Raw genomic sequence first — 15,582 nt, forward strand, 5'->3', positions numbered from 1 at the left:
AAGATATCGGTTATTACTCTCAGCTTCTCAGTCGGCTTTTGCCGAATTAAAGCTGTTGAAGACTGCGTAACTTCAGTTCCATATATCGTATGGATGGGTTTAATGGCTAACGCAATCGCATTAATCCCTCTTGCTGAGTGGTGGCGACCAATTTGCCATGTTGCCAAAACTGCCCATGATTCAAGCCCTTAGCATTGGACGTGGTGTCGCTCCACATATCGTAAAGTAGCCAATCATTCAAATCAAAATCTCGATGAAAGTGCATGCTATGGTCAATACTTGCCGCCTGTAGCCCTTTGGTCATAAAGCTGATGCCATGCGACATCAAGCCTGTCCCCACCAAATAAAAATCCGATGAAAATGCCAATAATGCTTGTTGCACTTGTAAGGACTGCTTGCCAAGGGCAGGAATACGTAACCAGTTGGCTTGGCGAGGTGACATCGGCTCTGGGTGAATGGGGTCACGAGGCTGAACAGGCTTGATTTCGACATGACGTTTTCGCATATAGCGAGCTTTGAGTGCGTCTGGGATTTTGCCGACCACTTGGTCTTTGAGTTGTTGCTCGGTCAAAAGCGTGTCTGGCAATGGGTAGTTTGGCATGGGTTCTTGGTAATCCAAACCGTCCTCAAGCGGTGAAAATGATGCCATCATGGTAAAAATCACCTGCATTGTGCCATGACTATCGGCTTGGCGTGCGGTGACTCGGCGTGCGGATAGACTACGCCCATCACGCATTTTTTCGATTTGATAATACACAGGCTGTTGGATATCACCGCCACGCAAAAAATACCCATGCAACGAGTGACAAGGCTTATCACTGGCAACGGTATGGCTGGCCGCCATCAAAGCTTGACCCAATACTTGACCGCCAAAAATCCTTGCCCCCACATAGTCATGGCTGTGTCCCACAAACACAAGGTCTTCGTAGGGAACAAGGGTCAAGGTTTCGAGCAATTGGGTGACTAATTCTTTGGCTTCTTCGCAGGTCAGCTCAATGGCGTGGTTAGCGGTTGCAACATTGGACATGGTGGCATATCTCTTGGTTAAACAGCAAAAACAGGGATAAAAATCATCGAAACTGCTAACTTAAAACACTCTATCAACTTTGGCAAGTTATTATTTCGTACGGAAATGTCAAATTTGGCAATATTTCACCGATTCGGCAGAAATTTTGCCCCATACGGTTTAGAAAATTGTCAAACTGTGGCATGATAAGGGTATTTTTGACTAAACGTAATAAATTTTAGCAGGCAAATGGATAATGGAAAATAACCGCAAAGATAGCAACAACCCCTTATTTAAACAACTCTACCGCAAGCTATCGGGCAATTTATTGGGTCTAGCCGTCAAATCTCAACTATTGGGCGAAGTTCCCAACCTTCAAGGCACACAAGCCAATGACTCGCTTGAAGCAAATCCGTCTAGCGGTGAGAACCAACCACTGACCTTTTATGTCCTCAAAGAATATTCTCGTAGCAATAGCCTATTAATCGACCTTGAAACCCAACAAAACCGCCTACCGCCTGCCTTAGCAAAGGTGGTCAATAAAACACATGGCATTGACGAAAAAACTGCCATGATTTTTTTACACCATTATAAAGTGGATACCGACCAAGGTGACAGCCCTGTGTATTCGCCTCGGTTATTGCGGTTGATTCAAGCGGTGACACAACACCCAACGCTGGCGGTACAAGTGATTCCTGTCACCGTATTATGGGGACGAGCCCCAGAAAAAGAAGATTCACTGTTTAATCTACTGACCGCCGATGAATGGCAAAACCCCAGTATTATCAAGCAGTTGTTCAATATCGGTGTCAAAGGGCGAGATACCTATGTGCAGTTTCATGCCCCCAAAGATTTACGCCTCATTATCCAAAACGCCCAAGAAGCGGTACAAAACCCGACTCAAACCACCCTACACGCACCCATCACTGCCCACAGCGATGATGCCGATGACCTCAAAGCCATCGCTTCACAAGTGCAAAAACGCCTACTGGGTTACCTTGACCGCCAACAAGAGGCGATTTTAGGCCCTGACCAATCCGACCGCCGTAATGTGGTGGATAAGCTACTGTTTAGCCCTGCGATTCAGCACGCCGTGAATGTCGATAGCCAAGAAAACAAACGCCGTTTGGTCGAAAGTCGCCAATTGGCACGAGGCTATCTCAACGAAATCGCCAGTGATTATTCGTATGCCACGGTGCGATTTTTTGACCGCTTTTTGACATGGCTTTGGACTCAGCTTTATGACGGTGTCGAGGTTCAGCATTTTGAACGAGTGCGTGAGCTAGCGTTGGATTATGAAATTATTTATGTGCCATGCCACCGTAGCCACATGGATTATTTACTATTGTCGTATGTGATTTATAAACGTGGCTTGCGTGTCCCCTACGTGGCGGCAGGCGACAACCTCAATATTCCTGTGTTGGGGCAAATGCTCAGAAATGGTGGGGCATTCTTTATGAGGCGTAGCTTTAAGGGCAATCCGCTGTATGCGTCCGTATTCCGAGAATATGTGCATAGCATGCTGATGCGAAACACGCCCATCGAATACTTTATCGAAGGTGGACGCTCTCGTTCTGGGCGGTTATTGCCCCCCAAAAAAGGCATGCTGGCGATGACCGTACAAAGCCACCTACGCCAATCGAGCAAACCCATCGTATTTATTCCCACCTATATCGGCTACGAGCGAATCATGGAAGGTGGCACGTATGTCGGTGAACTCAAAGGCAAACCCAAAGAATCCGAATCGTTAATCGGCTTACTAAAAGCCAGTCGTAAAATTGAGCGGATTTTTGGTAATGTGCATGTCAGCTTTGGTAAACCGTTATTTTTACATGATTTTATGCAAAAATACCAGGTCGCCCCAAATTCACTGCCCAAAGACCGTGCCGATAGTGAGATGCCCAATAACGTCATGCAAATGATTGATAATTTAGGGCTGAAAATCATGCAACGCATCAACCGCTCAGTGGTGCTAAACCCTGTCACCTTGCTATCCTTGGTACTGCTTGACACCCCACATGGGGCATTGGATGAAGCCACCTGTATTGAGCAACTGGCACTGTACCAACGCATTGCCAAAAAACTGCCATACGATGAGGATGTCAGTGTCACAGACGCATCACCGCAGTCGATTATTAACTATGGTATCAAACTCAAACTACTTGAGCGTACGCCTCACGTATTGGGCGATTTGATTCGCATTGCCGAAGGGCAAGCACCACTCCTCAGCTACTTCCGTAATAACATTCTGCACGTTTATATTTTAGCGTCCCTGTGTGCCTGTTTGGTCGAACGCAATGGCACGATTAGCCTTGATAACGTCAAACGTATCGTGGGCATCATGTATCCGTTTTTACAAGCCGAATTGTTCCTCAAATACCCCATCCGCACCCTCGATGCCACACTGGATGAGCATATTGCGGTATTAATTGACGAAAAAATCTTGGTGGATAATGGTAAAAATGCCGAAGGTCACAGCGTCATCACCACCCCTGATCCTAATACTCGCAGTTATCAACAACTGACGGTACTTGCCAACTCAGTCGAGCAAAGCCTTGAGCGGTATTTTATGGTATTGGCACTTCTAAGCCAACAAGGTTCTGGCAAGCTCACCAAAGAGCAAGTCATTGACCTTGGGCATCTACTGGGTCAACGCTTGTCGGTGATTTATGAAGATGATATGCCAGACTTTTTTGACCGTGCATTATTTAGCAGTTTTATAGACGCATTGGAGCGATTGGGCTATATTAGCTTATCGGAGGGTGGTTTTATCACCTTTGACCATCGCATTGATAATATGGCGAAAAATGCCCGTTTTATCCTTGACCTTGATGTGATGCACATTTTGCAACAGATTTCGCAATTGGGCGATGAAGAAATTCAACGCACCTTGAGTGAATTACAAGCCAAAAAACAAAAGAAATTTAGTCGGAAAAAATAAGGGATTATCTTCTTTAATTACCGTTGTAGGGGCGTATTGCATACGCCCTTTGTTTAAATAAAAAAGGTGCGTATGACGCACCTTACGGATTAGAAAAAAACACACCCTACGCCCTGTATTAATTGCGTCTTTGTTCGACAATTAATGAATCAATGCCACTACTTTGTAAGCGTCTTTGTGCCTCGCCTGCCATTTGTGAGTTGGGCATAGGACGAGAAATGACTTGATACACAAGACCCCCATCTTTGAGGTGCTTCTTGACGATTTGGGCATCGACCCCAGCAATTAGCACTTCCGCACGGCGTTTATCCGCATCATCGGCATTGTCAAAGCTATTGATTTGTAAAATATAAGTACGAGTTGGGTCGGCTTCGGTGATGACGATATGGGCTTTTGCGTCTGCTTTATCTGCTTTATCCGCTTTTTTAGTCGTCCCTGTCACCAAGGTTTTATCGTCAATGTCATCTGGATTTGGGCTGGATAGCTCATCGCTTGCCATTGGGTTATCCACGGTGCTGACTTTGTTTGGGTCAGTGGGGTCTTGGTCGGTGGCGGTGGCTTTATCCCTACGTGCAGTCGGTGGGGCAGTAATCACCACGTCAGGCGAGGCATTGGTTGCCACTGTTTGACTGGCAATTGGTTGATTGAGAATACCGCTCACTTGTTGCTCTTTTAGCAAGTCATAAAACTCATAATTGGGAGCAGAGGCGACTGCGGTGGATTTGGGTTGAACCGTGGCTGGATTGGCATCCACGGTTTGGGGTTTTTTGAAGGGATTCCATAGGTAGACAAACAGCATGATGCCCAATGCCAACACCACACCAATCAGCATGGCAGCAAAAAATGACATACCATCAGTCGATTCACGAGGGGTTGCCCCTTTGGGCTTTGACATGATTTGCTCCTTTTGGTGTGATGAGTTGGCTATGGCTTACATACTGGTTGGGGCGGTTAAACCCAATAAAATCAAGCCGTTTTGGATAACTTGACGCACGGATTTTGACAGGCGTAAACGAGCTTGCATAAGGTTTTGTTCCGCTTCACCGAATGCTTCGCCCTCTTTGGGTAAAATACGGTTATCGTTATACCAACCATGAAATAAACTTGCCAAATCTTTTAGATAATTGGTCAATAAATGGGGTTCATAGTTAATCGCAGATTTCTGCAACACACTTGGGTAGGCAGAAAGTAGCTTTAATAGTTCAGTTTCGACCGTTTGGGTGAGTAGGTTTTGGTGAATTTTACCTGCTTTATCATCCACGCTCAAGCCACGTTCTTCAAGGCGTTCTAATACACGGCAGATACGAGCATGGGCGTATTGAATATAGTAGACGGCATTGTCTTTGGTTTGTGATTTGGCAAGCTCAAGGTCAAAGTCGATGTGTTGGTCGGGTTTACGAGCGACATAATAAAAACGAGCAGCATCATTGCCCACTTCGGCACGCAATTCACGCAAGGTCACAAATTGCCCAGAACGTGATGACATTTGCACTTGTTCTTCACCACGCCACAGGGTGACGAATTGCACCAAAATCACGTCCATACGCTCAGCATCGTAGCCCATTGCTGTCAATGAGGCTTTGACACGTTTGATATAGCCGTGGTGGTCAGACCCCCACACGTCAATAATGCGGTCAAAACCACGGTCAAGTTTATCTTTATGATAGGCGATGTCTGAGGCAAAATAGGTAAATTGCCCATTGGCACGGCGAACCACACGGTCTTTTTCATCGCCAAATTCGGTGGATTTAAACCATAAATTGCCGTCTTTTTCGTACAAATAACCACGCTCATTGAGCAAATCTAACGCAGGCAGAATGGCATCTTGCACGGATTTTTCACTAAACCAACGGTCGTAATGCACGTTAAAATCTGCCAAGTCATCTTGGATATCTGCCAAAATATTGTCAAGGGCGGATTGGTGGAAGACTTGATAATTGTCGCCTAAGTTGGCTTTGGCATTGGCAATCAGACCGTCAATATGGGCTTCTTTATCGCCAGATAGCACGATTTTTTCGCCTTTGTCATCTTTACCATATACTGCATCGGCTGGTACGCCTGCAATCATGTGTCCCCATGAGGTAACTAATTGGTCGCCATATTGTTTTTTGAGTGGTTTGGCGATGTCTTTGACATACTCACCCACATAGGCATTGCTAGGGAAAATAATCGGCTCACCGCACAGCTCAAGATAACGTAAATAGGTACTGGTCGCCAAAATATCCATCTGACGACCTGCGTCATTGACGTAATATTCACGCCCCACTTGATAGCCAACCGCTTCTAGCAAGTTTGCCACGCTCATGCCAAAGGCCGCCCCACGCCCATGCCCCACATGTAGGCTAGAAGTGGGATTGGCAGAAACAAATTCGACTTGGATTTTTTTGCCTGCAAATTGCTCAGACGTACCAAAATCCCCTTGTTGGCTCATAATGTCATCCAACACGGCAAAGCGAGCGTTATCATCCAAGAAGAAATTGATAAACCCTGCCCCTGCGATTTCGACTTTGGCGATATTGTCGCTGTTAGGTAAAAGTTCGATAATTTTATTTGCCAAATCACGAGGCTTCATGCCTGCCACTTTGGAGGCGACCATCGCTAAATTACTGGCAAAATCGCCGTGAGCTTGGTCTTTGGTGCGAGTGATGGTGCTGTTATTGTTCCAATCATTTGGCAAAATACCTTGGGTTTTTAGATTGTCGACCACCACATCAAGGGCGGTTTGGATAATAGGCTGTTGTTCAGACATGGCATTTCTCTTTGGAATAATGTTCATCAGTAGTAAATAAGGGATTTAACGGTTAAATATAGCAATTTTTGAGATTTTTTTCATCTACCTTCGCAAGCTTGCCACGAAATTATTTTATTTTGGCGTATAATAACCAACATCAATATATGATGAGGGTCACTGTATGTTCGTTTTGGTGTCTAATGAGATGATTACTAACCTCGGTATGTGGTTAGTTGTGCCTGCGTTTATTGCATTTTTGTTCTTCATTATGTGGGACATTTCCAAAAAATCCAATGCGGGCAAGGCAGGGACTTTTTGGATTTTTATTGCATTGGGTGGTGGTTTTTTTGGTTATTTAATTAAATTATTGATTCAGTGGTATTTTGAACGGCATTTATAGTGATAGGACTTACGCAATTTTAAAATATCTTTTCTTTACAAGGACGCTAGACCCCTGCATACGCAGGGGTGACGAGTAGTTAAAAATATTTCGTCATTCCTGCGAATGCAGGAATCCAGTGTCTTTTGCGTAAGTCCTAAGTGAATTAAATCAAGAATAATACGCTGAAAATTTGGGCGAATGCAGTATACCCCTACAACACGGCTGTTGTTTCTAATTTAAATGACTATAAACACCATTAAAAATCCTCACAAAGATTTAGCTTTGAGTCAATTCCACCATTTGGTGAGCGGATGCCTGCACAGCCCAACAACGAATGAAAAATATTATCATGCGAAACAGCCGTCCCACGGCTCAAATGGCGTGCAAAGTTTTCACTCAATACCTTGCCTTGCGGTGTGGCTTTATATGGCTCTGAAAACCATGCCAAGAATGCAATATCAAACTGCTCTTTTGGGGCGGTTGCCACAGGTTGCCCATGAAAATACTGCCCATTTTCACCCAATGATTCACCGTGGTCTGACACATAGATAAACACGGCTTTTTTATCTTTTAGCATCTCAATCATTTGTGCCAAAAAATTATCCACAGCCAAAATACCGTTATCATACGCATTGATAAGGCTAGCGGTATCACATTTGGCAACATTGGCATCTTGGCAATATGGCTCAAACCCCACGTCACTTGGGTCAAATCTATCAGCATAGGTTTGATGTACGCCCAAAGTATGAAAAATTAACAGTTGTTTGCCAGAATCATAAGATTGAATGGCTTGTTTGGCATAAGGTAGTAGTGATTTGTCTTTTGCACCTGTGGGCTGTTCATTCAGTACCGTGTATTTGGTGACAAGTTTATCTGGGTATAAATAGTCGTAAAACCCAGTCAACGTCTGCAATGAATAAAGCTCGGTATGATAGCCCATTTCGTGAAACACTTGCCCAAATGAAGATTGGTGAACCTTACGATCGGCTTGGGTTTTTAGCATCGGCGAAGCCAAACAATGCACCGAATTGATGGTTAATGTGTCACAAGAAGTGGCATTTTTGAGGCTGTATAACCCTTGGATTTTGGCAAGTTTGGGCGTGGTAGCTCGAGGGTAGCCATTGAGGGCAAAGTGATTGCCCCTTGTACTTTCCCCTATCACAAACACCACCAATAAATCATCATTGGTTGCTTGATACTGGTGTGTTTGGGTCATCAATTCAACATTGGCATACATGGCTTGCATGGATTTCTTGGCACGCCATGCTCGATGAAGGCTATATTCCGCATCCACAGGTGAAAACTTGGTGATATCTTGGACAAACCGTGCGTCACGAATTTGCCCTTTGACACGAAAATCATACCCTTTGGCTTTAATCCACAACACCCCAATCATCAGTGCCACCACGATGGTGAGCGTATCCGACAGTAGTTGTTTGAGCCAAGCTTGTTGCCGAATATTGACCCACCACACCAGCATCATGGGCAAGCCAGCTGTGAGCATCACCCATAGCACAAATTTGGGCGAAATCATTTCCACCGTCAAATCAGCCTCACTGATTAACGCACTCAGCATGATATCTTCGGTTAAGGTGGTCTGATAATTGATTTTGGCAAAGAGTGCAATGCTGGTCACGATAAGGTGTAAACTTAGTATAGCTTTGAGCAGATAACGATGCCACATACCCAACATCAAAGATAAGGCAACCAAGGCAAACGCCACCCATCCGACTTGCAAGGTGGCGGACAAATGGTGATTTGCGACATTATTTAACAACCAAAGATAACCAATGACCAGCACCGTTAATTGCGTTTGGGTAAGGGAAAATGCCCCCCTTAATTGCTGTATTTTTTTTAACATTCAATAAACTTAATATACCTTAGGGCTTGGTCGCCACCATCACCGCTCGTGTAGGGCGTTGGTAGCCTTCGATTGTCTTAGTCGCATCATTGGGGTCAAGAAAGTCCGCCAAAGACTGATAATTCATCCACTCAGTCGCTCGCTGTTCGTCTGTCGAAGTCACATCAACATCCACACATTTAACATCGACAAAACCGACCTTCTCTAGCCACAAGGTCAACGCCTCGATAGACGGCAAACAATACACATTATTCATCATCGCATAGCGGTCTTTTGGCACGAGCACGGTGGTGGCATCACCCTCAACCACTAGCGTTTCGAGGATGAGTTCACCGCCTTTGACCAGTTGGGCTTTAAGCTGTTCAAGGTGTTCAAATGGTGAGGCACGGTGATATAACACCCCCATGCTAAATACGGTATTAAACAGCTGTCCGTGTTGCTCGGCAACGGGCAAGGCTTCGAGCGGTACAGGGATAAAACTCACCGCCAATCTTCCAAATTCATTGCGGTCAACCTCGCCGACAAAGTGGCGTATCGCCAAAAATTGATGATAAAACAACGCTGATGGGTCGATGACGATAACGGTACTTGCCCCCTCGCCTGCCATCCGCCAACCGTGATAGCCTGAGCCACCGCCCACGTCTAGCACTCGGCGATTTTTTAGGGGGCTGATATGCGGTAATACCCTGTCCCATTTCCAGTCGCTTCGCCATTCGGTGTCGATATGGATTTTGCTTTCTTCATTACCCAACATAAAACCGCCTTTTCGCCACGGCATGAGTTTTTTGAGCAGGGCTTGGGTTTGTTTATAGTCGCTGTCCGTCCAGTCAAATTGGGCGTTGATACAGGCGGAATTTAGGTTGATTTTGGCATTTTCAACGCTCGGCAAACGCTCGATTAGCGATTGGTAATAGGGGGCGTGGGCGTAGCGGTTTTTGTCTTTGATATGCTCAAGCCATGTGGGGAGTCGCTTGAGCCATTCGGTAGCAATGGGGTGCTGTTGCGATAACTGTAATAGGGTTAAATAGGTTTCGGTTTCGGCTTTTTGGATAGTGTTGTTCAAAGGATTATTCTCTAAAATAATTATCTGACATAGGCATAATGCCTTTTAAAAACTCTTTTTCGCTTTTGGCAAGCGTAGTTTCTTCTTGTAGCTTGTGTTCAAAGTAACGAATTGAGCCATCAGGATAACGGTAATAAAAATTGCCTACTTCATCAATTGCCATCAAGGTCATTAACTTTTTATCGTACCATCCACCTTGATATTTGCTAATGGTATTTGAAGAAAAATGATAAGTTGGCGGATATAATGCAAAAATAAAGTAAGATTTGTCATCCTTTTTAAAATGGCATCTTTCTGATGTCACTATTTGAATTTTAGTTTCATATAATTTATTGATTTCATTGCGATTATCTTCATTTATGATTATTGGCTTTGCCCCAAGCCTTAAAGCCAGTTCGCTAAAAATTTTGACCAATTCATCGTCTAAATCGTGAAGTATTAAACTTGCCATTTATCACCCTTTACTTAAACGCAATGATAGAAGCAAAGTTCAAAAACTGAAACCATGTCAAATGCCGTTTAAACCCCACCTTTGCCAGTCGCTCGTGGTGAAAGTCTAACGTATCCGTCATCAGCACATTTTCTAACGCATTGCGTTTGCCACTGATTTCCATTTCGGTATAACCATTGGCACGTTTAAAATCATAATACCGCTCAACCCGCCACGCATCGTCCGCTTCATCGAGCAAATGGGTCTTTTCGGTCAAAATCAAAATCCCACCCTCTGCCAACGCATCGTGGCATTTTTTGAGTAACGTTTCTCGCTTGTCAGGGGCTAAAAATTGCAAGGTCAAATTCAACACAATCATATCACACGGCTCAAATTCCACCTCGCATACATCGGCACATATCAGCTCAATATCATGTTGTGGATAATGCTCGGTCAGTACACTTTGGGCTTTGGCAATCATCGGCTGTGAGATATCAATGGCTTTGATTTGTAGGTCATTTTCGCCAAATTCCCCTGCCAACGCAAAACTCACCGCACCCAATGAACAACCCAAATCATACACACGGCTGACTTTATTGCCCTTATTTTTAGCATGGTCGTTGATTTGACGAAATTGGCAATGGCGTTTGGCAAAAATCGGCAACATCGCCAGCATCTGCCCATAGCCTGGCACGCTACGGCGAATCATATCGGGGAAACAAGCCACCACCTGCTCATCAAAGCTAAAGCGAGCATTGGCATCTAGGGGCGTGGTAAATAGGGTATCGTGTTGGGTTGGTTTTGGCATGATGTTTTATCAGTTTATTCAGTAGTAAGTATGAGGATATCGTCAGCTTTGGCATCAAGTAAGGCTTTCATATACCCTCTTCTTCTCGGATACGATTGACCATCTCATTGGTGACAACAACCCCTCGAGAGGGTAAAGGCTCAAAGGGCAAGTCCAATAATTCATCAGATTTTTTTCTGTTCAAATAGTCTTTGATAAGCCCTGCTAACACTGATGGACGTTTGGCTTCTGGCACTTCGGCATAAAAATCTTGAATCACATCATCTGTCAATTCCAATGCAATTTGCATACGATTATCCCCTTTTGTTCTGCGGTTATTGTTGCTATTCTACCATCATCAACCCCCAACAAAAAGGAAAAACCATGCAAACCATTATCTTAGGCGGTGGCTGTTTTTGGTGTACCGAATCGGTGTTTCGCCATGTCAAAGGCGTGAGCGATGTCACATCAGGCTATATGGGCGGTGAGGCAAATACTGCCAATTATCGTGCGGTGTGTGAGGGCGACAGCGGGCATATTGAAGTGATTAAGGTGGATTTTGATGAGGCTATGATAGACCTTGATACGCTGTTGGCGATTTTCTTTGCCACCCATGACCCCACCACTCAAGACCGTCAAGGCAATGATGTGGGTCGGCAGTATGCGTCCGTGGTATTTTATGTTGATGATAGCCAAAAAGTGGTGATTGAACAGACTATTAGCGAATTAAAAGCTAACGGTAGCAAGATAGTGACGGAAGTGTATCCTGCGGTAACGTTTTATCCTGCGGAAGATTATCACCAAGATTATTTTGCCAAAAATCCCACGCAAGGTTATTGTAGCTTTGTGATACCGCCAAAGCTTGCCAAACTTAAGCAATATTTTGGCGGTTTTATGGTAGTTAGCTAATTACACTTGATGAATCTGCTTCAACATTGCCAATACCAAGCCTTATAGTTTGATAGGGGCTAATTTTTAGTCTAAATAAAAATCAAATTCCATACGTTTCGCTGTGGCATTGGCAATTTGTTTACTGGTCAATTTACTCACCGTATAAAGACTGGCTTGAATGCCTGATGAAATCCCTGCTGACGTAATCACGTCACCTGCATCGACATAACGGCGATTGGCAACCACATCAATCTGTGGATATTCTTTGGCAAATAGGGGTAAATCCATCCAATGCGTGGTCGCCATTTTACCATCCAACACGCCAATTTCTGCCAACAAAAACGCCCCTGTACAAATCGACAGCGTTTGGCTGACCTGTGCATGATTTTTGGCAATCCAACCTAACGCAGTAGCATTGTTAATTTCGATTTTTTCCGCTCCATAGCCACCTGGTATCACCAACACATCAAGCGTTGGATGATTGTCAAATTGATAATCGGGTTTGATTTGTAAACCATTACGAGCATGGATAATGTCAGGCGTTTGAGCAATGGTAATGACTTTAAACAGCTTATCACGGTGTTCATCTTCTGCCAGCGAAAACACTTCAAACGCCCCTGCAAAATCCAAAACTTCCACTTCATTAAACATAAAAATACCGACCGTTTTCATGATTTTTGCTCCTTAAAAGTATTTATGTTAATTTAAAAGCCAATCCACCGCATCGTCAATATGTACTTGGGTGCTATCAATCAACGGCACGTTAGTCGCTGTCTGCTGAACCAATAAACCAATCTCCGTACAGCCCAAAATCACCGCTTCCGCCCCTGCTTGGTGCAAATTTTGGATGATTTCAAGATAAATTTGCTGTGATGTGGCATTGATTTGACCTACACATAATTCATCATAAATAATCGTATGCACTTGCTCACGTTCACGCTCATTCGGCACAATTACCTCAATGCCATGCTGTGACATAAAATCTTGATAAAACCCATCGCACATGGTAAACATTGTACCCAACAAACCGACTTTGTTAAGTCCTTGTTGTTGAATATTTTTTGCTGTGGCTTCGAGTAAATGCAACAACGGCACATCAATCCCAGACTGTACTTGTGGGGCGACTTTGTGCATGGTATTGGTGGCAATCAAAATACCGTCCGCCCCTGCCACTTGCAAACGTTTGGCATAATCCGCCAGTAATTCACCAGCCCCACTCCAGTCGCCCGATTTTTGCAAAGCAACGACTTGTTGAAAATCAAGATTGGCAATCAGCAGTTTTGCCCCATGATTGCCACCCAATCGCTGATTGACCGCACGATTAATCGCTTGATAATAGCTAATCGTGCTTTCGGTACTCATACCGCCTAAGATGCCTAAAGTTTTAGTGTTAAGTGTATTTGAAGTCATTATTTTTCCTTTTTGAACTGCTTATAGATAAAACTCACCTTTACCCACTTCAATCACCTTACCGCCGACCAAGATATTTTCTTCGCTATCTACTTGCAAAGTTAAACGGTTTGGTCGCCCCATGTAGTCGCCTTGATGAATGGTAACATTAACAGGGTGCAAGTTTTTCATCAAATGATACGCCCCCAAATTGGCACACGCCGAACCTGTGCCACTGTCTTCCACCATGATTTTGTTTTGTTCAAAAAACAGACGGCTATGGATAATCTCGCCATCCGCCACCCAAAAATACGCATCTACCCCATCCACATTACCCAAGCCATTATCAGCATAAACTTGACGTAATCCTGCCAAATCCACATGGATATTTTGCAACACTTGCACATTGGTGAGTTGAATCAGCAGTTGGCGTGTACCGCTATTGATAAAATAACCTGTGTCATAAATGTCGCTTTCGCTAATCCCAAAAATTTTGGCTAAAGTTTTGTTATCGCTAACAATTTGTTGGTAATCATAACCACGAATTTGCAAGGTAACATGGTTGTCATTGACCTGTACACTGACTGGTTTGGCAAGGGTGTTGAGGGTAAATTCATTCGGCAAACTATTCAATTTATGTAGGATAAAAGCCGAACCCAAAGTCGGATGCCCTGCCAATGGCATTTCATAATTTGGGGTAAAAATGCGTAAATTCGCTACTGCTTTTTTATCATGTTCTATCCCATGTAAATCAGTTGGCGGAAAAATAAAAACCGTTTCACTTAAATTAAACTGTTTGGCAATCGCTTGCATTTGCTCATCATTCAAGCCATCAGCGTGTGGAAATACTGCCAAAGGATTACCGCCAAAATGCGTTTCGGCAAACACATTGACGAGATGAAATTGATAATTTTTCATACTAGATATCCTAAAAAAGTTTGTAGAGCTTACAAATTTTTTGACGTAGGCTGGGTTTTAACCCAGCAAACCCACAATATTCTTACGCTGGGCTAAAGCCACAGCCTACATGATGATTATTTTTGCGTAAGTCCTAGTTTGAGTTTGGTTGCATCATTGAGAAAGCATTTCACAAAATCGAGCCACTTGCTTTTCATCAGTCGCCCATGAGGTGACCAATCGCACCAAGCTATGATTATCATCAAGCTTTTGCCATTCATAAAACGCAAACGCCTGTTTTAACTTGGCAATCAAACGATTCGGCATTTTGACAAAGAGTTGGTTACTTTGTAATGGATACGCCAATTCACAGCCGTGAGCCAGTAAGCCATCTGCCAGTTGTTTTGCCATATTATTGGCATGACGGCACAGGTTAAGATACGCATCATCTTTAAATAACGTCACAAACTGCACACCCAACGCTCGCCCTTTTGCTAGCAACGCCCCATGTTGCTTGAGATAAATGCCAAAATCTTCGGCAAGTTTGGGCTGATTAATGACAATGGCTTCGCCAAATAATGCCCCCATTTTTGTCCCACCGAACCAAAATACATCCACCAACCGCCCCAAATCCGTTAGGCTGATATCGTTATCGACACTGGCTAACGCACTACCAAGCCTTGCCCCATCCATCATCAGATACAAACCATGCTCACGGCAAAATGCACTAATCGCCTGTAATTCGCTTAAGCTATACACCGTGCCGACTTCAGTGGTGTTGGAAATATACACCGCCTTTATCCGTACCACATGGGGCAATAGCTGAAATTTGGCAAGCATAGCGGTCAAGCCTGCCACCGTGACTTTGCCTTGTTCGCTTGGCACAGCAACAACTTTATGCCCTGTGGCTTCTATCGCCCCTGCTTCATTGACATAAATATGCCCTGTATCGGCACACATCACCGCTTCAACAGGTCGTAATAGATTGGCAAGACACAGCAAATTGGCTTGTGTGCCACCTGTGACTAAGAAGGTTTGGGCGTGTGGATTTTGGGTTTTTTCACGCATGATATCAGCGACTTGTTGGCTATATTTGTCCAAGCCATAGCCAGCTTGTTGCTCAAGGTTGCTGTCCATCAAGGCTTGCAAAATCGCAGGATACGCCCCTTCGCTATAATCATTCATAAAACTGTACATTACATTT

General features: G+C 44.2%; 15 protein-coding genes. 3 read left to right on the forward strand and 12 right to left on the reverse strand.

Translation table 11 applies throughout. From position 1 onward, the window contains the following. Positions 1–106 precede the first annotated feature (106 nt). Positions 107–1,027 carry an acyl-CoA thioesterase gene (locus ACK1U4_RS04765; RefSeq protein WP_419401182.1) on the reverse strand — a complete coding sequence of 307 codons (921 nt, stop codon included), beginning with the start codon at positions 1,025–1,027 and terminating at the stop codon, positions 107–109. A gap of 235 nt (positions 1,028–1,262) precedes the next feature. On the opposite strand from ACK1U4_RS04765, the gene plsB reads away from it, so the two are divergent. After that, on the forward strand, positions 1,263–3,947 hold the full coding sequence (gene plsB / locus ACK1U4_RS04770) for a glycerol-3-phosphate 1-O-acyltransferase PlsB (RefSeq protein ID WP_419401183.1): 2,685 nt from the start codon (positions 1,263–1,265) through the stop codon (positions 3,945–3,947). A 118-nt stretch (positions 3,948–4,065) separates the two neighbouring features. Here the strand turns inward: plsB and ACK1U4_RS04775 are convergent, their stop codons facing one another. Both ACK1U4_RS04775 and argS read right to left on the reverse strand, forming a co-directional pair. Continuing rightward, complete coding sequence (locus ACK1U4_RS04775) at positions 4,066–4,842, reverse strand: SPOR domain-containing protein (protein WP_419401184.1); 777 nt, start codon at positions 4,840–4,842, stop codon at positions 4,066–4,068. Positions 4,843–4,878: 36 nt separating this feature from the next. Then, positions 4,879–6,696, reverse strand: coding sequence for an arginine--tRNA ligase (gene argS, locus ACK1U4_RS04780; RefSeq protein WP_419401185.1), 1,818 nt, complete (start codon positions 6,694–6,696; stop codon positions 4,879–4,881). 163 nt (positions 6,697–6,859) lie between these two features. Between argS and ACK1U4_RS04785 the strand changes: the two genes are divergently transcribed. Continuing rightward, complete coding sequence (locus ACK1U4_RS04785) at positions 6,860–7,078, forward strand: DUF2788 domain-containing protein (protein ID WP_419401186.1); 219 nt, start codon at positions 6,860–6,862, stop codon at positions 7,076–7,078. 238 nt (positions 7,079–7,316) lie between these two features. On the opposite strand, the gene ACK1U4_RS04790 is transcribed toward ACK1U4_RS04785, so the two are convergent. The 5 genes from ACK1U4_RS04790 to ACK1U4_RS04810 form a co-directional block, all read right to left on the reverse strand. After that, positions 7,317–8,921, reverse strand: coding sequence for a phosphoethanolamine transferase (locus ACK1U4_RS04790; RefSeq protein ID WP_419401187.1), 1,605 nt, complete (start codon positions 8,919–8,921; stop codon positions 7,317–7,319). A gap of 19 nt (positions 8,922–8,940) precedes the next feature. Then, entirely contained in the window at positions 8,941–9,984 is a 1,044-nt protein-coding gene (gene cmoB, locus ACK1U4_RS04795; protein ID WP_419401188.1) for a tRNA 5-methoxyuridine(34)/uridine 5-oxyacetic acid(34) synthase CmoB, read from the reverse strand. A gap of 4 nt (positions 9,985–9,988) precedes the next feature. Further along, on the reverse strand, positions 9,989–10,435 hold the full coding sequence (locus tag ACK1U4_RS04800; RefSeq protein ID WP_419401189.1) for a hypothetical protein: 447 nt from the start codon (positions 10,433–10,435) through the stop codon (positions 9,989–9,991). A gap of 10 nt (positions 10,436–10,445) precedes the next feature. Then, on the reverse strand, positions 10,446–11,222 hold the full coding sequence (gene cmoA / locus ACK1U4_RS04805; protein WP_419401190.1) for a carboxy-S-adenosyl-L-methionine synthase CmoA: 777 nt from the start codon (positions 11,220–11,222) through the stop codon (positions 10,446–10,448). A 67-nt stretch (positions 11,223–11,289) separates the two neighbouring features. Then, the gene (locus ACK1U4_RS04810) at positions 11,290–11,511 is read right to left on the reverse strand and encodes a hypothetical protein (RefSeq protein WP_419401191.1); all 222 of its coding nucleotides are present in this window, start codon (positions 11,509–11,511) and stop codon (positions 11,290–11,292) included. A 74-nt stretch (positions 11,512–11,585) separates the two neighbouring features. Between ACK1U4_RS04810 and msrA the strand changes: the two genes are divergently transcribed. After that, positions 11,586–12,110, forward strand: a complete 525-nt coding sequence (gene msrA / locus ACK1U4_RS04815) for a peptide-methionine (S)-S-oxide reductase MsrA (RefSeq protein WP_419401192.1) — start codon at positions 11,586–11,588, stop codon at positions 12,108–12,110. Between the two features lie 66 nt (positions 12,111–12,176). Here msrA and ACK1U4_RS04820 read toward each other — a convergent pair whose 3' ends face one another. The 4 genes from ACK1U4_RS04820 to ACK1U4_RS04835 all read right to left on the reverse strand — a co-directional run bounded on the left by ACK1U4_RS04820 (position 12,177) and on the right by ACK1U4_RS04835 (position 15,575). Next, positions 12,177–12,764, reverse strand: a complete 588-nt coding sequence (locus ACK1U4_RS04820) for a DJ-1/PfpI family protein (RefSeq protein WP_419401193.1) — start codon at positions 12,762–12,764, stop codon at positions 12,177–12,179. 27 nt (positions 12,765–12,791) lie between these two features. Further along, positions 12,792–13,502, reverse strand: a complete 711-nt coding sequence (locus ACK1U4_RS04825) for an aspartate/glutamate racemase family protein (protein ID WP_419401194.1) — start codon at positions 13,500–13,502, stop codon at positions 12,792–12,794. A 21-nt stretch (positions 13,503–13,523) separates the two neighbouring features. Next, positions 13,524–14,399, reverse strand: coding sequence for a PhzF family phenazine biosynthesis protein (locus ACK1U4_RS04830; RefSeq protein ID WP_419401195.1), 876 nt, complete (start codon positions 14,397–14,399; stop codon positions 13,524–13,526). Positions 14,400–14,552: 153 nt separating this feature from the next. Next, complete coding sequence (locus ACK1U4_RS04835; RefSeq protein WP_419401196.1) at positions 14,553–15,575, reverse strand: threonine aldolase family protein; 1,023 nt, start codon at positions 15,573–15,575, stop codon at positions 14,553–14,555. Between the last annotated feature and the right edge of the window lie 7 nt (positions 15,576–15,582).

Source organism: Moraxella sp. TY6 (genome assembly GCF_048551375.1).
Classification (GTDB): domain Bacteria; phylum Pseudomonadota; class Gammaproteobacteria; order Pseudomonadales; family Moraxellaceae; genus Faucicola.